This window comes from Telluria sp. ZB2R32 (genome assembly GCF_059685715.1).
Genome location: NZ_JCASIG010000004.1, coordinates 422800 through 442043 on the forward strand (window position 1 = coordinate 422800; position 19244 = coordinate 442043).

The window sequence follows — 19244 nt, forward strand, 5'->3', positions numbered from 1 at the left end:
CAAAAAACAACAGTGTTGCAGGAGTTTACTAACTTACGGGTACATTTCACAGAATACGTGATGTCGAGCTGGCGTGCTGTCCTACATCTAAGCGAACAGGGTAGGCGATGCTGGGAAGGTCAATAAAAGCACTGCGCAAAATAAAAAGGCGCCCGGATCGGGGCGCCTTGGTGTGGAGCAGGGGCTGGACAGCCTCAGGCGTCGGGCAGCACCACGTTGACGTCGAGCACTTCCAGGTTGCCCTGGCGGTCGAGCGAAATCTTGATGTCGTCGGCGTTGACCTTGGTGTATTTCGAAATTACTTCGATCAGTTCGCGGTGCAGGGCCGGCAGGAAGTCGGGACCGGCGCGGTTGGTGCGCTCGCGGGCGATGATGATCTGCAGCCGTTCCTTGGCCGCGGTCGCGCTCTTCTTCTTTTCGGGGAACAGGAATGAGAGCAAGGCCATGTCATTTTGCCCCAAAGATGCGCTGCAGCAGGCCCGGCTTTTCGTAGTTGGTGAAGCGCAGCGGGCGTTCTTCGCCCAGGAAGCGGGCGACCACGTCCTCATACGCCTCGGCCACGTCGGTGCCCTTGAAATGGATCGCCGGATTGCCCTGGTTCGATGCGTGCAGCACCGATTCCGATTCCGGAATGATGCCGATCAGCGGGATGCGCAGGATTTCCTGCACGTCCTGGTAGGACAGCATCTCGTCGTTTTCGACGCGCTTGGGCGAATAGCGGGTGATCAGCAGATGTTCCTTGACCGGCTCGCCGCCGGTCTGGGCGCGGCGCGACTTGGCCTGGATGATGCCGAGGATGCGGTCCGAATCGCGCACCGACGACACTTCCGGATTGGTCACGATCAGCGCCTCGTCGGCGAAGGTCAGCGCCATCAGCGCGCCGTGCTCGATGCCGGCCGGCGAATCGCAGATGATGAACTCGAAATCCATCTTGACCAGTTCGTTCAACACGCGCTCGACGCCGTCTTCCGACAGCGCATCCTTGTCGCGCGTTTGCGAAGCCGGCAGGATGAACAGGTTGTCGCAGTGCTTGTCCTTGATCAGGGCCTGGTTCAGCGTCGCTTCGCCATTGATCACGTTGACCAGGTCGTACACCACGCGGCGTTCGCAGCCCATGATCAGGTCGAGGTTACGCAGGCCGACGTCGAAGTCCAGCACCGCGGTCTTGTGGCCGCGCAGGGCCAGGCCGGTGGAGAAGCTCGCACTGGAGGTGGTTTTGCCCACGCCGCCCTTGCCGGACGTCACAACAATAATTCTTGCCACAAAAGTGTCCTTTACAGTATCTGGTCAGTAGCGTGCTGATGCGCGCGACGAAGCCGGAGTCAGCGATGCGAAGTCATGGATGATATATCGATCCGGTCGCCGACCAGGCGAATTTGTGCCGGCTGGCGTGCCAGCTCGGCCGGAAAGCCGTCGTCGAAGGTACGGTACACGCCTGCGATCGACACCAGTTCCGGTTGCAGCGCCAAACCGAAGATGCGCGAATCGGCATTGCCCGAAGCGCCCGCCAGCGCGCGCCCGTGCATCGGCGCGTACACGTGGATGCTGCCGTCGGCAATGATCTCGGCGCCGTTGTTCACCACCGCCGTGATGATCAGGTCGCAGCCGCGCGCATACACGCGCTGGCCGGCGCGCACCGGGGTATCGACGAACATCGCCGGCAGGGCGACCGTCTGCGGCGGCTGGGGTGGCGCCGGTGCCGGTGCCGGTGCGGGCTGCGGCGCCGGGGCGGGCACGTTCGCCGCCGCGGTGGCCGCGGCCACGTCCTCGCGCGCACGCTCGGCGCCGGCTTGCCCTTCGTCGAGCGCCAGGCCGCGCGCCTTGATGGCCTCGAACATGGCCGGCGTCGCGCCGCGCACGGCGACCGCGTTCAGGCGGTATTTTTTCAGCAGGTCGACCAGCGCGCGCCAGTCGATATACGGGTTGTCGGCGGCGAGCGCGCCGACGTCGATCACCGCGAATTCATCCTCGAAGAAGTCCGGGACGCCGCCGGTCATCTGCTTGAGGGCCGCATCGATCGCAATCGGATCGACCGAGTGCAGGATCGCCGAGATGGCGACGACCGTGGAAATCTTGATTTCGATGGGCAGGCTGGACGGGCTTTTCGACATAAACGGATCAGGTTGGATTAGCCCGTGCATTCTACTGTGAAATGTGCTGAAAAGGGCAGCATTTCCCTATCATTCCATAGGGCAATGGAGACTGCAGAAGCGTTCAATATTTTGCCGGAAATCACCCTGTGGAAACCCCTTATCAACCCGGCGGCATTACTGGTTGTTTTCCGTGGATAAGCTGATAAGATTGACTTCGCTCAAATGAAAACGCAGGCGTGAAACCTACCATTCGAGGTTTCCGCCAGGCCGAATCGGCAGCCCTGCACTGCATCTGGGTGTACATGCCATCGCTATCGCTGCCCCCTTCAATCCTGGCCAAGCCAGATACCGGAGACAATAATGGAAGACGTCGTCATCGTAGCCGCGGGCCGTACCGCGGTCGGCAAATTCGGCGGCTCGCTCGCCAAGATCCCAGCGGCCGAGCTCGGCGCGCAGGTCATCCGCCAGCTGCTGGCGAAAACCGGCATCGACCCGGCCACCGTCAGCGAAGTCATCATGGGCCAGGTGCTCACTGCCGGCGCCGGCCAGAACCCGGCGCGCCAGGCCGTCATCAAGGCCGGCCTGCCCGACATGGTGCCCGCCTACACCATCAACAAAGTCTGCGGCAGCGGCCTGAAAGCCACCCACCTGGCGACCCAGGCGATCCGCTGCGGCGACGCGAATATCGTCATCGCCGGCGGCCAGGAAAACATGAGCGCCTCGCCGCATGTGCTCAACGGCTCGCGCGACGGTTTCCGCATGGGCGACGCCAAGCTGGTCGACACCATGATCGTCGACGGCCTGTGGGATGTCTACAACCAGTACCACATGGGCGTCACCGCCGAAAACGTCGCCCGCAAGTACGACATCTCGCGCGCCGAGCAGGACGAGTTCGCACTCAATTCGCAACTGAAGGCCGAGGCGGCCCAGGCTGCCGGGAAATTCAAGGACGAGATCATCCCGATCGAGATCCCGTCGAAAAAGGGCAGCGTCGTGTTCGATACCGACGAGTATCCGAAAGCGGGCAGCACCATCGAGGCGCTGGCCAGCCTGCGTCCGGCCTTTAACAAGGAAGGCACTGTCACCGCGGGCAACGCTTCCGGCCTGAACGACGGCGCCGCCGCCGTGATCATGATGAGCGCTTCCAAGGCGCGCGAGCTCGGCCTGACGCCACTGGCGCGCATCAAGGCGTATTCGTCGTCGGGCCTCGATCCGACCATCATGGGCATGGGACCGGTCTCGGCCTCGCGCCTGTGCCTGCAAAAGGCCGGCTGGACCCACGACCAGGTCGACCTGATGGAAATCAACGAAGCCTTCGCCGCGCAAGCCGTGGCGGTCAACAAGGAAATGGGCTGGGATACGTCGAAGATCAACGTCAACGGCGGCGCCATTGCGCTGGGCCACCCGATCGGCGCGTCCGGCGCACGCGTGCTGGTGACCTTGCTGCACGAAATGATCCGGCGCGATGCCAAGCGCGGTCTGGCCAGCCTGTGCATCGGCGGCGGGATGGGCGTGGCGCTGGCGGTCGAGCGCGACTGAAAACAAGCGTAGTTCCCCGGGTTCAGAACGGATAAATAAAACAGGAGAAGACAAATGGCACGAGTAGCATTGGTAACGGGCGGTATGGGCGGCCTCGGCGAGGCCGTGTGCATGAAGCTGGCGGCACTCGGCTATACGGTGGTCACCACCCACTCGCCGGGCAACACCAAGGCCGAGGGCTGGCTGGCCGCGATGCGCGACCAGGGTTTCAATTTCAAGGCGTATCCGTGCGACGTGGCCGACTACGATTCGGCCGCAGCCTGCGTCAAACAGGTCGAGCAGGAAGTCGGCCCGATCGATGTGCTGGTGAATAACGCCGGCATCACACGCGACATGACGTTTAAAAAGATGGACAAGGTGAACTGGGATGCGGTCATCAAGACCAACCTCGATTCCGTGTTCAACATGACCAAGCCGGTCTGCGACGGCATGGTCGAACGCGGCTGGGGCCGGATCATCAACATCTCGTCGGTCAACGGCCAGAAGGGCGCCTTCGGCCAGACCAACTATTCGGCGGCCAAAGCCGGCATGCACGGTTTTACCAAGGCGCTGGCACTGGAAGTGGCACGCAAGGGTGTGACCGTCAACACCATCTCGCCGGGCTATATCGGCACCAAGATGGTGATGGAAATCCCAAGCGAAGTCCTGGAAAGCAAGATCATCCCGCAAATCCCGATGGGCCGCCTGGGTAAACCTGACGAAGTCGCCGGCCTGGTCGCGTACCTGTCGTCGGACGAAGCGGCATTCGTCACCGGCGCGAACATCGCCATCAATGGCGGTCAGCACATGTCGTAAGCGGCTTGCGCACTGAAACAGAAGCACCGTGTCGGCGAACAAGCCGAGCGGTGCTTTTTTTCATATCAAATGAATGGCAGGATCTGCGTTACCTGACCAAAACAGTGCAGTGTTTGACCGGTCATGGAAGCTTCTCGACAGCGCCGATGAGTAGCGCAATTTGCTCGATCAACTCGTCCACAAATCCTGAAGTGACATCAAGATCGCCCTCGTACTCGGCAAGATTGCGTTTTCTGTGGGCCTGGTCGAGCAGGCGCCACTGTTCGGCCGTAAATCCAACCGTATGTTCCAGGCACTGGAAAACGATAAAACGGTTTTCGCTGCGATAACCATGTGCGCGAAGCGCCGCCAATGCGGCTGCATGCGCAGCGTTATAGGCAAGGTCAAAACGACTGACAAGCGAAAGGCTGGGGATACGCGCATCCTGCAAGCGCTCGATTGCAGAACGCAACAGGCCAGCGCGCTCATTAACATCAGGCGCTTCAGGCTTGAGTTGGCCGATCATCGACAAATTTTTCAGTTTGGACGAGGTCATGTTCCGCCCCCTTGATGAACAATTTGGGCTTGGCGAGTACACGCAGTATAAAGGAGCGGCGCTCGCGCACGCGTTGGAAGAATTCCTCCGGCATGTACAGCGTCGGGTTGACACTGCGGCCAAGTTCCACCCGGGCCGGCTCCAACGCACGCAATAGTGCCGCATTCGACAATGCAGGGCTGATCACGAGCAGGTCGACGTCACTGTCAGCATGTTCGGTCCCTTCGGCTACCGAGCCGTACACGAATGCGACGTCGATGTCGTCCCATACGGGAGCGAGGACGGACCGCAGGAGGTCGGCGGCGCCCAGGGTTTTGCGGACAATCGCGCGCAATTCCGCAAAAATCGGACAAAGTGGATTTGCCTGATAGTGCTTTTGGTTACCGATACGTCGCGTGGTAACCAGCCCGGCCGTTTCCATGCGAAGGAGTTCCCGCTGTACCGCTCCGGTACCTACGCCGGCACGGGCAATTAGCTCGTTGGCGTAAAAAGACCGCTCGGTCTGGCCGAAAAGCATTCCCAGCAAGCGCTGTTGTGTAGAGGTAAAGAGAAAGTTGCCAATCATACTCATTTTGGGAATGATAATACCTAAAATGGGGGTGGTCAACGAGGTTTCCCCAAGAGCGCGGCTAGTTTGCGCCGGTTTTTGTATCCTGTGTGCAGAGACCACCTGGATGCATGCCATGACTACCGATTCCCCGCCCGATTCTCAGCTCGACGTACAGGCCGACGTCCTCGCCTTACCGAAAGCCCTGCGCTACGACCATTTTATTCGGCGCGTGGCCGATACCGGCCGGGTCTGGGGCCTGGTCAACGATGGCTGGGCGATCGGCAAGACCGACGATGGCGCGCTCGTGTTTCCACTCTGGCCGACCGATGTGCTGGCCCAGCAGTGCGCCGTGCTCGAATGGACCGGCTACATCCCGCAGGAATTTGGCTTGCAGGAATTGCTGGAAGAATTGCTGCCCCAGCTCGAAGCCGACGGCATCCTGCCCGGCATTACCTATACGCCCGACGAATACGGGCTCACTCCCTCGCACGCCCAGTTGCGCAAGGACCTGGAATTGCGCCTGCGCCAGCGCGCCGGCTTGCCGGGCCATGGCGCCGAATAAAACCATGCACACGCTCCCCTACGATGGCCTGGCGCTGGGCGCCCTCGACGAACAGCTGCTGCAGCCTGGCATGAAAGGCTTGCCGATCACGGAACCGCTGCGCCAGGGCGCGCTCGGCGTGCAGGGCTGGAATGTATTGCACGCCGATACCAGCTTTCCGGTGGCGCTTCTGAAAACGTCCGCGCTGCGCCATAACCTCGACTGGATGCGGCGTTTTTGCGAGCGCTATGGGGTCACGCTGGCGCCGCACGGCAAGACGACGATGAGTCCGCAACTGTTCGGCGCCCAGCTGGCCAACGGCGCCTGGGGCATCACGCTGGCGAACGTCACGCAGCTCCGGGTCGCGCACCGCTTCGGCGTGCGCCGTGTGCTGCTGGCGAACCAGTTAGTGGCGCCGAGCGACATCCGCAGCCTGCTGGCGCTGCTGCGCGGCGACCCGGACTTCGAATGCATCGTGCTGGCCGATTCGCTGGCCGGCGTGGCGCGCCTGGCCGAGGCAGTGGCGTTGCACCCGCTGGCGCGGCCGCTGCCGGTGCTGGTCGAACTGGGTTTAATGGGCAAACGGGCCGGCTGCCGTACGCCGGAAGCGGCACTGACGGTGGCGCGTGCGGTCGCCGGCGCGCCCGGCTTGCAACTGGCCGGCTTCGAGGGCTATGAGGGGCTGTTGGTCAGCGACGACCGCGGCGCCGACCTGGCGCACGTCGATGCCTTTCTCGCGCAACTGGTGGCACTGGTGCGCAGCGCCGACGACGAAGGCTTGTTCGTCGCCACCGAGATCCTGCTGTCGGCCGGCGGCTCGGCATACTTCGACCTGGTAGCGCGTGGTTTCAAGGCCGTGCCTGGCCTGTCGCGGCCCGTGCGTACCGTGCTGCGCAGCGGCTGCTATCTGACCAGCGACCATGGCACCTATGAACGCATGATCGGCGAACTGAACGCGCGTGAATCCGAGCATGACGGCTTGCGGCCGGCCCTGGAAGTATGGTCGATGGTACAGTCGCGCCCGGAACCGACGCTGGCCATCCTCACCATGGGCAAGCGCGACGCCTCCTATGACGCCGACCTGCCGGCGCCGCTGCTGTACCACCGTCCCGGACCGGGCACACCGCACGCGCTACCCGCCGGCTGCCGCATCGACAAACTGAACGACCAGCACGCCTACCTGCGCCTGCCTGACGGCCACCCGCTGTGCACCGAACTGGCCGTGGGCGACCTGGTCGGCTGCGGCATTTCGCACCCGTGCACCACCTTCGACAAGTGGCCGCTGCTGCTAGGCGTCGACGACGATTATCACGTGCGCGGCGCCTACAACACCTTCTTCTAAAGCGGCGGCCGGGTAGGCTACAATCCTTGCCTGAACTTCAAGAAAGATGCCATGCCCGCCACCCCGCCGTCGCTGTTTCCCCCGATCCAACCGACCCGCCACGGCATGCTGGCGGTCGATGCGCTGCACACGATTTATTGGGAAGAGGTCGGCAACCCGAACGGCATCCCGGTGCTGTTCCTGCATGGCGGTCCGGGCGCCGGCCTGTCGCCCCAGCACCGGCGCTTTTTCGATCCGCACGCCTACCGCGTGATTCTGTTCGACCAGCGCGGCGCCGGTAAATCGACGCCGCTGGGCGAATGGAAAAATAACACGACCGATTTGCTGATCGAGGACATCGAACGCTTGCGCGTGATGTTCGGCATCCAGCGCTGGCTGGTGTTCGGCGGCTCCTGGGGCTCGACCCTGGCGCTGGCCTATGGCCAGGCCCATCCCGAACGCTGCCTCGGTTTTATTTTGCGCGGGATTTTCCTCTGCACGAAGGCCGAGGTCGAGTGGTTCCTGCATGGCGTGCAATGGTTTTATCCGGAGCTGTATGCCGAATTCATCGCCCCGATCCCGCCCGAGGAACGGGCCGATCTGCTGGGCGCGTATGCGCGCCGCCTGCTGTGCGACGACCCCCAGCTGTACTGGCCGGCGGCGCGCGCCTGGAGCCGCTTCGAGGGTAGAAGGGTGTTCCTGCTGCCGCAGGAAGAAGAGCAGCCCTCCGACACGCTCGACCTCGGTGTCGGCCGCCTGGAAGCGCACTACATGGCGAACGGCGCTTTCATCGAAGAAGACCAGCTCATCCGCGACATCGGTCGCATCGCCCACCTGCCGGCCGTGATCGTGCAGGGGCGCTACGACGTGATTTGTCCGCCGCTGGCGGCGCACCGCCTGCACGCGGCCTGGCCCGGTGCGGCCATGCGCATGATCCCCGATGCCGGCCACGGCGCGCTCGAGCTCGGCATCGCGCGCGCGCTGGTCGGCGCGACCGAACAGTTCAAGCGCTACGGACGCTTCGATTGAGCCAGGGCGCTTCCGATATGCCGCGACGCGGCTGCTACACTACGCCTGACGGACAGACAACGTCACCGACAACGCCTCAAAAAACGCCAATGCACGTGTTTCCATGAATATCCAGATTAGCGACATCGGCCACATGATCCAGCTGGCGATCGCCCCCGTGTTCCTGCTGACGGGCGTGGCCACCAAGCTGACCGTGCTCACCAACCGGCTGGCGCGCATCATCGACCGCACCCGGGTGCTGGAAGACCGCCTGCAGATCGGCCCGAACGACGACTACACCGAAGAACTCGAGACGCTGTACGTGCGCTCGCACCTGATCAACTACGCGATCACCTCGAGCACCGCCTGCGGCTTCCTGGTCTGCCTGGTGATTGCGATGCTGTTCCTGGGAGATAGCGCCAACATCAAGCTCGACCAGTACATCGCCGCTTCCTTCGTGCTGGCGATGGGTGGCCTGATCTCCAGCTTCGTCTTTTTCCTGCGCGAGATTTTTATCTCCTCGCGCTTCATGCGCATGCGCCACGACGCCCACCTGGTGCCGGGCGCGCGCCGCACTTAATTTACCATTCCACATCGAATCGAGTACCACATGCACGACTACCAGCGCCCACCCACCCTGCACCGCTACGGCATGCGCGACGAGCTCGAACAGGCGCTCAAGGAAGGCCTGTTCCGGCTGCAGCCGGCCGGTGGATTTCTCACCGTGTCGTTCTCCCAGGCCTGGAGTAAACGCCTGTTCGAGGTGCTGGGACCGGCCGACTGCTGCCTCGTCATCCACAACAGCGAGGAATTCGGCGAACGCCTGCACCGCGCGGTCCAGCGCGCGCTGCCGAACTGGGCCGGCATCGACGGCGCCGTCGAATACGGTAGCCGCTCGCCGCTGGGCGCGGCGTTTACCAAGACCGGCGCCGAGGCGCAGGAACGCGAGTGGAAATTTGCCTGGCGTTCGCTGTCGCCGAATGCCAGCCTGAATCCGGTGACCGTCAAGATTGGCAGCATCGAACAGTTCGCCGAGTTGCGCGCGCCGGAGAGCCATCTGGTGTGACCTTGTATGACGGGCGCCAGTACGTTTAGAACCAGCGCTCGACTGATTTCCGGCGTGATTCCATGATAATGCCGGAATGACAAACACCGCCTACCCCCATCTGCTCGCGCCGCTCGACCTCGGCTTCACGACGCTGAAGAACCGCGTGATCATGGGCTCGATGCACACTGGCCTCGAAGACCGGTTTTATAACTACGGCAAGCTGGCTGCCTTTTATCGCGAGCGCGCCGCCGGCGGGGTGGGATTGATCGTCACCGGCGGCATTTCTCCGAACCGGCAAGGCTGGCTGTTGCCGCTGGGCGGCACTCTGAACATGATCGGCGACGTGCCGAATCACCGCCGCGTCACGCGCGCCGTGCATGAAGAGGGCGGCAAGATCCTGCTGCAGATCCTGCACGCGGGCCGCTACGGTTATCAACCCTTCGTCGTCTCGGCCTCGCCGCTGAAGTCGCCGATTTCTCCTTTCAAGCCGAAAGAACTGAGCGAAGGCGGCATCGAGTCGACCATCCGCGCTTACGTACGCTGCGCCAGGCTGGCGCAACTGGCCGGCTATGACGGCGTCGAAGTGATGGGCAGCGAGGGTTACTTGCTGAACCAGTTTTTATGCGCGCGCGTCAACAAGCGCACGGATCGCTGGGGCGGCCCGATCGAAAACCGCATGCGCCTGGCCGTCGAGGTCGTACGCCGCATCCGGCAGGCGGTCGGTCCCGACTTCATCCTGATGTACCGCCATTCGGTGCTCGACCTGGTCGAAGGCGGCAACACCTGGGACGAAGTGGCGAGCGTGGCGCGCGCATTGGAGGCGGCCGGTGTCACCATCCTGAATACCGGCTACGGCTGGCACGAGGCGCGCGTGCCGACCATCGTCACCTCGGTGCCGCGCGCGGCCTTTACGAGTGTGGCCGGGCGCCTGCGCCGCGAAGTGACCATTCCGGTGGTCGCCTCGAACCGCATCAACATGCCGCACGAAGCCGAACAGGTGCTGGCGCGCGGCGACGCCGACATGGTCTCCATGGCGCGCCCCTTCCTGGCAGACGCCGCCTTTGTGGTGAAAGCCGCTTCCGGGCGCGCCGACGAGATCAACACCTGTATCGGCTGCAACCAGGCTTGCCTCGACCACACCTTCTCGAATAAACGCGCCAGCTGCCTGGTCAACCCGCGCGCCTGCCACGAGACGGAGCTGGTCTACACGAAGACGAATAAACCGCGCCGGATCGCGGTGGTCGGCGCCGGGCCGGCCGGGCTGTCGGCGGCGACGGTGGCCGCCGAGCGCGGCCACGCGGTGACGCTGTTCGAAGCGGCGAATCAGGTCGGCGGCCAGTTCAACGTCGCCATGCAGGTCCCGGGCAAGGAAGAGTTCAGGGAGACGGTGCGTTATTTCGCGCGCAAGCTGGCATCCACCGGGGTCGACGTGCAATTGAACCGCCGCGTGACGCGCGCCGAACTGCTGGCCGCCGGCTTCGACGACGTCATCGTCGCCACCGGCGTGCGCATGCGCCTGCCGGCAATTCCCGGCATCGACCATCCGAAGGTGCTGTCGTATTTGCAGGTCTTGCGCGACAAGGCGCCGGTCGGCAAACGCGTGGCGATCATCGGCGCCGGCGGCATCGGCTTCGATACCGGCGAATTTTTATTGCATGACCCGGCCCACCCGCTGCCGCAGCCGATCGCGACCTGGACCGGGGAGTGGGGTGTCGACCTGAACGCGGCGGTGGAAGGGGGACTGGTGAAACCGGTGGCGCCGCATCCCTACCGCCAGCTGTACCTGCTGCAGCGCAAAAGCACGCGTCCGGGCGCCGGACTCGGTAAAACCTCGGGCTGGGTGCACCGGGCGGCGCTGGCGCGCGGCGGCGTGCAGATGCTGGCCGGGGTCCAGTACGAGCGCATCGACGACGCGGGACTGCACATCACGGTCGGCGGCGAGGCGCGCGTGCTGGACGTCGACAACGTGGTCATCTGCGCGGGGCAGGAGAGCCTGGATGAGTTGACGGGTGGAGAGGCGGCGCCGCGGACGGCGTTTCACAAGATCGGCGGGGCGGTGCTGGCGGCGGAGCTGGATGCGAAGCGGGCGATTCGGGAGGGGGCGGAGCTGGCGGCGCGCCTCTGATCATATGCCGTACCGCGTGGAGTCGGGACTCCACCCTACGAACCGAGGTATATGTAGGGTGGACTCCTGAGTCCACGCGTTACAACGTTTAAATAATCGACACTTACTTCTTGCGCACGACCACGCACCCGATCGAATACCCCGCCCCGAACGAGCAAATGACGCCGTTCGCACCGGCCGGCAAATCGTCCTGGTACTTGTGGAACGCAATGATCGACCCGGCCGACGAAGTGTTCGCGTAGGTATCGAGAATCACCGGCGCCTCGTCCGGTTCGGCGTCGCGACCGAGCAGGGTGCGCGCGATCAGCAGGTTCATGTTCAGGTTGGCCTGGTGCAGCCAGTAGCGCGACACTTGCGGGATCTGCAGGCCGGCGTTTTCCACCGTGGTGCGGATCATCTCGGCCGCCATCGGGCACACTTCCTTGAACACCTTGCGGCCTTGCTGGCGGAACAGTTTGTCGGCCTTGCCGGCGCCGGCTTCGTCGAAACGGTTCATGAAGCCGAAGTTGTTGCGGATGTTGTTCGAAAACTTGGTCTTCAGTTTCGAGTCGAGGATCTCGAACTGGTGCGCGCTCACCGCCGTGTCGGCCGCTTCGATGATGATCGCGGTGCAGGCGTCGCCGAAAATGAAATGGCTGTCGCGGTCGCGGAAGTTCAGGTGGCCGCTGGTGATCTCCGGATTCAGCACCAGCACGGCGCGCGCCTGGCCGGTCTGCACCGCCGCCATTGCGGTCTGGATGCCGAAGGTGGCCGACGAGCAGGCCACGTTCATGTCGAATCCAAAACCTTCGATGCCGAGCGCTTCCTGCACTTCGACCGCCATCGCTGGGTAGGCGCGCTGCATATTGGAGGCGGCGACCAGCACCATGTCGATGTCGGCGGCGACACGGCCGGCACGCGTCAGCGCCTCGGTCGCAGCGGCGACGCACATTTCCGCCTGCAGCGACAGTTCGTCGTCGCCGCGTTCGGCGATGCGCGAAGTCATGCGGGCCGGATCGAGGATGCCTTCCTTTTCCATCACGTAGCGCGACTTGATGCCGGACGCCTTTTCGATAAAGCCGCTGCTCGACGGTTCCAGCGCGGTGACGTCGCCGGCGGCGATGGCGGCGGCGTTTTCACGGTTGTGCAGCTCGACGTAGGCATTGAACGCCGTCACCAGCTCGTCGTTCGAGATGGAATACGGGGGCGTAAACAGGCCGGTGCCGCTGATGACGACAGGTTTCATGGTGGGGACTTTCAAAGGAGATAACGGGCGATTCCCGTGTGAATGACGGCGATTCTACACAATCGGCCGGAGCCTGGGAATTGTCGGGTAGACCATCACTGTCCGCGCTTCTGCGGGGTTGCCGGCGCATGGTGGCGCGCCAGCGTTGCCGACGATGTCCGCTGCGACAACTGCATCGGCTCGCCTTTCAGGTGTTTTACTGCCTGCGCCAATTGAAAATCGGTGGCGCTGCCGTAAGCCAGCGGCTTGCGGTCGCGCGCGGCGTCCAGTAAAGCCATCTGCTCTTCGATATCGTCCGGGCGCGTTTTTTCTTCAAGCCCATCGCCCGACAGGTGGTGCTGCAAGTCCGCTTCGCGCAGGCGCAGCGCATTCAAGCCATCGTTGTCGCGGTTTTCGTCGACCGCGAAATCGGGCACGATGCCGCGCGCCTGGATCGAACGCCCGTTCGGCGTGAAATAGCGCGCCGTGGTGAGTTTCACGGCGGCGTCGCGCCCGATCGGGCGGATCGTCTGCACCGAACCCTTGCCGAAGGTCGGGGTGCCGACGATCGCCGCGCGCTTGTGGTCCTGCAGGGCGCCAGCGACGATTTCCGAAGCCGAGGCGGAACCGGTATTGACCAGCACCACCAGCGGCAGGGTTTTGTAGGCGGCGGGCACGCCGGCGAGCGGATCGCGCCCGCTCCTGAGCATGTAGTGCTCGGGGCGGCCATAAAAACGCTGGCACGATTCGGCCAGCTGGCCATTGGTGGAAACGATTTCCGCGCCATCGGGCAGGAAGGCGGCGGCAACGCCGATCGCGCCTTGCAGCAGCCCGCCCGGATCGTTGCGCAGGTCGAGCACAAGACCCTTCAGGTGCGGCTCCTTCTTCGCCAGTTCGGCCAGTTTGATGGCCATGTCGTCGACCGTCGGTTCCTGGAACTGGGCGATGCGCAGCCAGCCGTAACCCGGCTCGACAATGCTGGCCTTGACGCTTTTCTGCACGATTTCCTGGCGTTCGACGGTCAGCACCAATGGCTGCGCCGTGTTCAGGCGCGCAATCGTCAGCGTGACGCGGGTGCCGGGCGTGCCGCGCATGCGCTTGACCGCTTCTTCCAGCCCGAGGCCGCGCACGTCGGCGCCGTCGATGCGGGTAATCAGGTCGCCCGCCTGGATGCCGGCGCGTTCGGCCGGCGAATCTTCCATCGGCGACACGATTTCCACGTAACCGTCGTCGCTCTCTCCGATCTCGATGCCGAGGCCGACGAATTTACCTTCGGTGCCTTCGCGCAGTTCGCGAAAGGCGGCCGGGTCGAGGTAGGCCGAATGCGGATCGAGCGCGTCGACCATGCCGGAGATGGCGTCGGTCAGCAGTTTGCTGCCCGCGACCGGCTCGACGTAATCGGAGCGGATCACTTCCACGGCCCTGGCCAGTTGCTGCAACTGGTCGAGCGGCATGCTCGGCTCGACCGGTTTATAGGCAAGCGCGGAAAACTGCATGGTCACCGCCACGCCGGCGGTGACGCCGGCGACGATCAAAGCGCAATTCTTGAGAGTGGAACCCATAGCTGTGGTGGTGAGGCGGTGGTGAGGCAAAGGTGAACGCCAATGAGAACGCCAATGATGAACGCATGAGATAGCGCGCCCCCAGTATAAACCCGAATCGCGCCCGGCCCGGGGTGCGCCCGCGCAAACGGGCGCCAGTTGTAAAACGGGTTGCAATTCCGGTAAGTAATTGTAAGAAGCGGGGCGCCGGTCCCTGGCCGCTCTTATAGTCCATTCAGTTTTCTCTCACCACTTCCACAGTGGTTTTGCCCATGGCCCCCTCCGTGGGCATTTTTTTTGCCGCGTGCTGGCGCGGTTTGCCATAGCGCCCGTCAATACGGGCGCCGTGCCCGCGGACCCAGTTGTCGCGGTGTCAGCATTTTTGCCACATTGCCTCTCGACGGATGGGGCTGGATCGGGCATTCTTGCAAGATGACCCATGCGGCGCCGCTACCTCCACGTCGTGTAACGACAGTGGTTGCCGCGCCGGGGCCAGCGTAAATCAACCTGTTGGCGCACAGGGCGCAGCTAGCTTGCCCGGTGCGCGCCTGAGACCAGTAAAACTTTATCGGCATACGAGGACTTCCTTGAAACGTACCCTTCTGAGCACCCTGACCCTGTCCGTGCTGGCCACCTTCGCCCATGCGGGCGATACCCCCAAGTCCAACGCCGCGCCCGCCGCAGTCGCCGCCGCAGCGGCGCCGTCCGCGCCGATCTCCGGCATCGACACCCAGTTCATCGACACCTCGGTGCGCCCGCAGGACGACTTCTTCACTTACCTGAACGGCAAGTGGCTGAAGTCGACCGAGATCCCGGCCGACAAGGCCAGCTGGGGCACGTTCATGCAGCTGCGCGACGACAGCCAGGCGCACCTGCGCGAAATCGTCGAAGCGGCGCAGCAGGACAAGAACAAGAAGGCCGGCACCGATGTCCAGAAGATCGGCGACCTGTACACCAGTTTCATGGATGAAGCCAGGCTCGAGACCCTCGGCGTGAAACCGCTGGCCGGCGAACTGCAGCGTATCCGCACCCTGAAGGACAAGAAGGGCGTGCCGCAGCTGGTGGCGCACCTGTCGAAGATCGGCGTTGCCACGCCCTACGGCATCCGCGTCGGCCAGGATGCGCGCGCTTCCACCAAGTACGCGACCTACATCGGCCAGGGTGGCCTCGGCATGCCGGACCGCGACTACTACCTGAAACTCGACGACAAGCGCATGCTCGACGCGCGTACCAAGTACGAAGCGCACGTGGCGCAGATCCTGGCCCTGGCCGGAGAAAAGAACGCCGCCGCACAGGCCAAGGCCATCGTCGACTTCGAGACCGAACTGGCCAAGGTGCAGTGGACCAAGGTCGAGAACCGCGACCCCGTCAAACGCTACAACAAGATGAGCGTGCGCGAACTGGCGGCGCTGACCCCGGGGTACGACTGGAACGCGGCGCTGGCCGCCGCCGGCGTCGGCAACAAGCTCGATTACGTCATCGTCGCCCAGCCAAGCTACCTGACCGGGTTCAACGACGTCGTCGCCAGGACCGACCTGGCGACGCTGAAGTCGTATTTCGAATGGCATCTGCTGCGCGAATACGCGCCTTACCTGTCGAAGGCCTTTGTTGACGCCAACTTCGCCTTCTACGGCACCGCGCTGACCGGCGTCACCGAAAACCGTCCGCGCTGGAAGATCGGCGTGTCGGTGGTCGAAGGCGCGCTGGGCGAGGCCGCGGGCCGCCAGTACGTGGCAAAATACTTCCCGGCCGAACGCAAGGCGCGCATGCAGGAACTGGTCAACAACGTCACCGCCGCCTACGCCCAGAGCATCGATACCCTCGACTGGATGACCCCGGCGACCAAGAAGGAAGCGCAAGCCAAGCTGGCGAAGTTCGTACCGAAAGTCGGCTACCCGAACACCTGGCGCGATTACTCGAAGCTGACGATCCGCAGCGACGACCTGGTCGGCAACGTCAAGCGCGCGGCCGAATTCGGCTACAACCGCAACATCACGAAACTGGGTAAACCGATCGACCGCGAAGAGTGGGGCATGACGCCGCAGACGGTGAACGCGTATTACAGCAGCTCGATGAACGAGATCGTGTTCCCTGCGGCGATCCTGCAGCCGCCGTTCTTCGACATGCGCGCCGACGACGCCGTCAACTATGGCGCGATCGGCGCCGTCATCGGCCACGAAATCGGCCACGGCTTTGATGACAAGGGCAGCCAGTCCGACGGCGAGGGTAATTTGCGCGACTGGTGGACCAAGGAAGACCGCGCCGCCTTCCAGGCACGCGCGGACATGCTGGTGAAACAGTACAACGGTTACAGCCCGATCCCGGGCTACAACGTCAACGGCGAACTGACCTTGGGCGAAAACATCGGCGACAACTCGGGTCTGGCGATTGCCTACAAGGCTTATAAAATCTCCCTGAAAGGCCAGCCGGCCCCGGTGATCGACGGCCTGACCGGCGACCAGCGCTTCTTCATGGGTTTTGGCCAGGTATGGCGTTCGAAAATGCGCGAAGCGCAGCAGATCGTGCAAGTGAAAACCGATCCGCACTCGCCGGGCCAGTTCCGCGCCAACGGCACCGTCATGAACCACCCGGCCTTTTATGAGGCGTTCGGCGTGAAGGAAGGCGACAAAATGTACCTGGCGCCGAAAGATCGCGTCACGATCTGGTAAAGTCGTCGATCGGCCGGATGTGCGCATCTTTTATGCAGCTGTCTGCATGACATGCATATGTCCGGCCGAGGCGTCATAAAAAAGCGGCCTGGCGCCACGAGCGCCGGGCCGCGCCGTTTTGGTCACCATCCGTCAAACAACAAAGAGAGACCCATGAAACAATATCTGCTGAGCGCACTGACGCTGGCGCTGGTTGCCAGCGTCGCCAATGCCGAGACCTCCGGCGCTGCCGCCGGCGCCGCCGCCACCGCCAAGAGCGCCAAGGCGCCGGTCCTGTCTTCCGGCATCGCTACCGAATACATCGAACCGAGCGTGCGTCCGCAAGACGATTTTTTTGAATACCTGAACGGCAAGTGGCTGAAGACGACGGAAATCCCGGCCGACAAGGCAAGCTGGGGTTCGTTCATGCAGCTGCGTGACAACACCCTGCCGCGCCTGCGCGGCATCATCGAAAAATCCGCCGCCAGCAACCCGGCCGCGGCCACCGACGCCCAGCGCATCGGCGATTTCTACGCCAGCTTCATGGACGAAGCGCGCCTGGAACAGCTGGGCGCGACGCCCCTGAAGGGAGAGCTCGATAAAATCGCCGCCCTGAATGACAAGTCGGAACTGCCGGCGCTGCTGGCGCGCCTGGGTAAAATCGGCGTCGGCGTACCGTTCGACTTCGCCATCCACCAGGACAACAAGGATTCGACCAAGTACGTGGCCGACATCATGCAGGGCGGCCTGGGCATGCCCGACCGCGACTACTACCTGAAGGCGGACGACAAGAAGCTGGCCGAAACGCGCGCCAAGTACCAGCAGCACGCCGAAAAGATGCTGGCGCTGGCCGGCGACAAGAACGCCGCCGCGAATGCGCAAGCCATCGTCGACTTCGAGACCGAAATCGCCAGGGTGCAGTGGACCAAGGTCGAACTGCGCGATCCGGTCAAGGCCTACAACAAGGTCAACGTGGCCGACATGGGCAAGGTCGCCCCGGGCTACGACTGGAACAGCTGGTTCGATGCCGCCGGCCTGTCGGGCAAGGCGAGCTATGTGATCGTCAGCCAGCCGACCTACCTGAAGGCCTTTGTCGAGGTCGCCAACAAGACCTCGCTCGATACCTGGAAAGCGTATTTGTCGCTGCACTTGATCGAATCCTACGGCAGCTTCCTGTCGAAGAATTTCGTCGACGAGCGTTTCGATTTCTACGGCAAGACCCTGTCGGGCGTGACGCAGATGGAACCGCGCTGGAAGCGCGGCGTGGGCGCGGTCGAGCGTGCGCAGGGCGAAGCGGTCGGTAAACTGTACGTGGCCGAGTACTTCCCGGCCGAGCACAAGGCGCGCATGGAAAAGCTGGTGCAGAACCTGCTGGCCGCCTATAAACAGAGCATCGACAAGCTCGACTGGATGAGCCCGGCGACCAAGAAGGAAGCGCAAGCCAAGCTGGCGAAGTTCACCCCGAAGATCGCTTACCCGAACAAGTGGAAGGATTATTCGGCCCTCGTCGTCAAGCGCGACGACCTGGTGGGTAACGTGATGCGTTCGCGCGTGGTCGAAGCCGACCGCGAACTCAATAAACTGGGTAAGCCGATCGACCGCGAAGAGTGGGGCATGACGCCGCAGACGATCAACGCCTACTACAATCCGGAGATGAACGAGATCGTGTTCCCGGCCGCGATCCTGCAGCCGCCGTTCTTCGACGCGAATGCGGACGACGCCGTCAACTACGGCGGCATCGGCGCCGTGATCGGCCACGAGATCAGCCACGGTTTTGATGACCAGGGCGCCCAGTACGACGGCGACGGCAACCTGCGCGACTGGTGGAGCCCGTCGGACCATAAAAACTTCAAGGCCAAGGCCGCGATGCTGGTCAAGCAGTACAACGGCTACAGCCCGCTGCCGGGCTATAACGTCAACGGCGAACTGACCCTGGGCGAAAATATCGCCGACAACTCGGGCCTCGCCATCGCGGCGAAAGCCTACAAGATCTCGCTGAAGGGCAAAAAGGCGCCGGTGATCGACGGCCTCACCGGCGAGCAGCGCCTGTACATGGGCTGGGCGCAAGTCTGGCGCGAAAAGATGCGCGAGCCGGCCCGCATCGCCCAGGTGAAAACCGACCCGCACTCGCCGGGCCAGTTCCGCGCCAACGGCACCCTGATGAACCAGCCAGGCTTCTATGAAACCTTCAAGGTCAAGCAGGGCGACAAGATGTACCTGGCGCCGCAGGAGCGTGTGATCATCTGGTAAGTAGAGGGCAGTAAAGCAAAAGCCCCGCTGGTTCATCCAGCGGGGC

The 19244-nt window shown here is 63.3% G+C and carries 17 protein-coding genes; 10 read left to right on the forward strand and 7 right to left on the reverse strand.

The genetic code is table 11. The annotated features are described in order from the left end of the window. Nucleotides 1-194: 194 nt before the first annotated feature. Genes minE through minC form a run of 3 tightly spaced genes read right to left on the reverse strand, consistent with a single transcriptional unit; the run spans nucleotide 195 to nucleotide 2111 of the window. Nucleotides 195-446 carry a cell division topological specificity factor MinE gene (minE, locus tag AC56LG_RS14365; protein ID WP_192052476.1) on the reverse strand — a complete coding sequence of 84 codons (252 nt, stop codon included), beginning with the start codon at nucleotides 444-446 and terminating at the stop codon, nucleotides 195-197. A gap of 1 nt (nucleotide 447) precedes the next feature. Continuing rightward, nucleotides 448-1263 (reverse strand): septum site-determining protein MinD, encoded by an 816-nt coding sequence (gene minD / locus AC56LG_RS14370; RefSeq protein ID WP_192052477.1) that lies wholly within the window; start codon nucleotides 1261-1263, stop codon nucleotides 448-450. A 59-nt stretch (nucleotides 1264-1322) separates the two neighbouring features. Then, nucleotides 1323-2111, reverse strand: coding sequence for a septum site-determining protein MinC (gene minC, locus AC56LG_RS14375; protein ID WP_497166751.1), 789 nt, complete (start codon nucleotides 2109-2111; stop codon nucleotides 1323-1325). Between the two features lie 342 nt (nucleotides 2112-2453). Between minC and AC56LG_RS14380 the strand changes: the two genes are divergently transcribed. Both AC56LG_RS14380 and phbB read left to right on the forward strand, forming a co-directional pair. Continuing rightward, the gene (locus AC56LG_RS14380) at nucleotides 2454-3632 is read left to right on the forward strand and encodes an acetyl-CoA C-acetyltransferase (protein ID WP_497166752.1); all 1179 of its coding nucleotides are present in this window, start codon (nucleotides 2454-2456) and stop codon (nucleotides 3630-3632) included. 54 nt (nucleotides 3633-3686) lie between these two features. Next, nucleotides 3687-4427, forward strand: coding sequence for an acetoacetyl-CoA reductase (gene phbB, locus AC56LG_RS14385; protein WP_497166753.1), 741 nt, complete (start codon nucleotides 3687-3689; stop codon nucleotides 4425-4427). Nucleotides 4428-4548: 121 nt separating this feature from the next. On the opposite strand, the gene AC56LG_RS14390 is transcribed toward phbB, so the two are convergent. Both AC56LG_RS14390 and AC56LG_RS14395 read right to left on the reverse strand, forming a co-directional pair. After that, a complete protein-coding gene (locus AC56LG_RS14390) occupies nucleotides 4549-4962 on the reverse strand; it encodes a hypothetical protein (RefSeq protein WP_497166754.1) in 414 nt (137 codons plus the stop codon). Next, complete coding sequence (locus AC56LG_RS14395; RefSeq protein WP_497166755.1) at nucleotides 4910-5569, reverse strand: nucleotidyltransferase domain-containing protein; 660 nt, start codon at nucleotides 5567-5569, stop codon at nucleotides 4910-4912. The genes AC56LG_RS14390 and AC56LG_RS14395 overlap by 53 nt, the downstream gene beginning before the upstream one ends. Nucleotides 5570-5645: 76 nt before the next feature. Here AC56LG_RS14395 and AC56LG_RS14400 point away from each other — a divergent pair, with 76 nt between their 5' ends. The 6 genes from AC56LG_RS14400 (at nucleotide 5646) to AC56LG_RS14425 (ending at nucleotide 11555) form a co-directional block, all read left to right on the forward strand. Beyond that, nucleotides 5646-6074, forward strand: coding sequence for a DUF2750 domain-containing protein (locus AC56LG_RS14400; RefSeq protein WP_497166756.1), 429 nt, complete (start codon nucleotides 5646-5648; stop codon nucleotides 6072-6074). Nucleotides 6075-6078: 4 nt separating this feature from the next. Continuing rightward, nucleotides 6079-7395 (forward strand): amino acid deaminase, encoded by a 1317-nt coding sequence (locus AC56LG_RS14405; RefSeq protein ID WP_497166757.1) that lies wholly within the window; start codon nucleotides 6079-6081, stop codon nucleotides 7393-7395. A 51-nt stretch (nucleotides 7396-7446) separates the two neighbouring features. After that, nucleotides 7447-8403 carry a prolyl aminopeptidase gene (gene pip, locus AC56LG_RS14410; protein ID WP_497166758.1) on the forward strand — a complete coding sequence of 319 codons (957 nt, stop codon included), beginning with the start codon at nucleotides 7447-7449 and terminating at the stop codon, nucleotides 8401-8403. A 103-nt stretch (nucleotides 8404-8506) separates the two neighbouring features. Then, entirely contained in the window at nucleotides 8507-8962 is a 456-nt protein-coding gene (locus AC56LG_RS14415) for a DUF2721 domain-containing protein (protein WP_192052485.1), read from the forward strand. Between the two features lie 30 nt (nucleotides 8963-8992). After that, nucleotides 8993-9448 (forward strand): hypothetical protein, encoded by a 456-nt coding sequence (locus AC56LG_RS14420; protein WP_497166759.1) that lies wholly within the window; start codon nucleotides 8993-8995, stop codon nucleotides 9446-9448. Between the two features lie 76 nt (nucleotides 9449-9524). Next, complete coding sequence (locus tag AC56LG_RS14425) at nucleotides 9525-11555, forward strand: NADPH-dependent 2,4-dienoyl-CoA reductase (protein WP_497166760.1); 2031 nt, start codon at nucleotides 9525-9527, stop codon at nucleotides 11553-11555. 103 nt (nucleotides 11556-11658) lie between these two features. Here the strand turns inward: AC56LG_RS14425 and AC56LG_RS14430 are convergent, their stop codons facing one another. Together AC56LG_RS14430 and AC56LG_RS14435 are read right to left on the reverse strand one after the other, a co-directional pair. Continuing rightward, a complete protein-coding gene (locus AC56LG_RS14430) occupies nucleotides 11659-12780 on the reverse strand; it encodes a beta-ketoacyl-ACP synthase III (protein ID WP_497166761.1) in 1122 nt (373 codons plus the stop codon). Between the two features lie 95 nt (nucleotides 12781-12875). Continuing rightward, entirely contained in the window at nucleotides 12876-14321 is a 1446-nt protein-coding gene (locus tag AC56LG_RS14435) for a S41 family peptidase (protein ID WP_497166762.1), read from the reverse strand. A gap of 566 nt (nucleotides 14322-14887) precedes the next feature. On the opposite strand from AC56LG_RS14435, the gene AC56LG_RS14440 reads away from it, so the two are divergent. Beyond that, nucleotides 14888-16969 (forward strand): M13 family metallopeptidase, encoded by a 2082-nt coding sequence (locus AC56LG_RS14440; RefSeq protein WP_497166763.1) that lies wholly within the window; start codon nucleotides 14888-14890, stop codon nucleotides 16967-16969. 153 nt (nucleotides 16970-17122) lie between these two features. Next, nucleotides 17123-19198 carry a M13 family metallopeptidase gene (locus tag AC56LG_RS14445; protein WP_497166764.1) on the forward strand — a complete coding sequence of 692 codons (2076 nt, stop codon included), beginning with the start codon at nucleotides 17123-17125 and terminating at the stop codon, nucleotides 19196-19198. Nucleotides 19199-19244 lie beyond the last annotated feature (46 nt).

Bases quoted from the DNA above. Each gene is read 5' to 3' on its own strand.
- AC56LG_RS14390 (WP_497166754.1), bottom strand. From the start codon at position 4,962: ATGACCTCGTCCAAACTGAAAAATTTGTCGATGATCGGCCAACTCAAG.
- AC56LG_RS14445 (WP_497166764.1), top strand. From the start codon at position 17,123: ATGAAACAATATCTGCTGAGCGCACTGACGCTGGCGCTGGTTGCCAGC.
- AC56LG_RS14400 (WP_497166756.1), top strand. From the start codon at position 5,646: ATGACTACCGATTCCCCGCCCGATTCTCAGCTCGACGTACAGGCCGAC.
- pip (WP_497166758.1), top strand. From the start codon at position 7,447: ATGCCCGCCACCCCGCCGTCGCTGTTTCCCCCGATCCAACCGACCCGC.
- minE (WP_192052476.1), bottom strand. From the start codon at position 446: ATGGCCTTGCTCTCATTCCTGTTCCCCGAAAAGAAGAAGAGCGCGACC.
- AC56LG_RS14430 (WP_497166761.1), bottom strand. From the start codon at position 12,780: ATGAAACCTGTCGTCATCAGCGGCACCGGCCTGTTTACGCCCCCGTAT.
- AC56LG_RS14420 (WP_497166759.1), top strand. From the start codon at position 8,993: ATGCACGACTACCAGCGCCCACCCACCCTGCACCGCTACGGCATGCGC.
- AC56LG_RS14380 (WP_497166752.1), top strand. From the start codon at position 2,454: ATGGAAGACGTCGTCATCGTAGCCGCGGGCCGTACCGCGGTCGGCAAA.
- minC (WP_497166751.1), bottom strand. From the start codon at position 2,111: ATGTCGAAAAGCCCGTCCAGCCTGCCCATCGAAATCAAGATTTCCACG.
- AC56LG_RS14435 (WP_497166762.1), bottom strand. From the start codon at position 14,321: ATGGGTTCCACTCTCAAGAATTGCGCTTTGATCGTCGCCGGCGTCACC.
- AC56LG_RS14405 (WP_497166757.1), top strand. From the start codon at position 6,079: ATGCACACGCTCCCCTACGATGGCCTGGCGCTGGGCGCCCTCGACGAA.
- phbB (WP_497166753.1), top strand. From the start codon at position 3,687: ATGGCACGAGTAGCATTGGTAACGGGCGGTATGGGCGGCCTCGGCGAG.
- AC56LG_RS14415 (WP_192052485.1), top strand. From the start codon at position 8,507: ATGAATATCCAGATTAGCGACATCGGCCACATGATCCAGCTGGCGATC.
- AC56LG_RS14425 (WP_497166760.1), top strand. From the start codon at position 9,525: ATGACAAACACCGCCTACCCCCATCTGCTCGCGCCGCTCGACCTCGGC.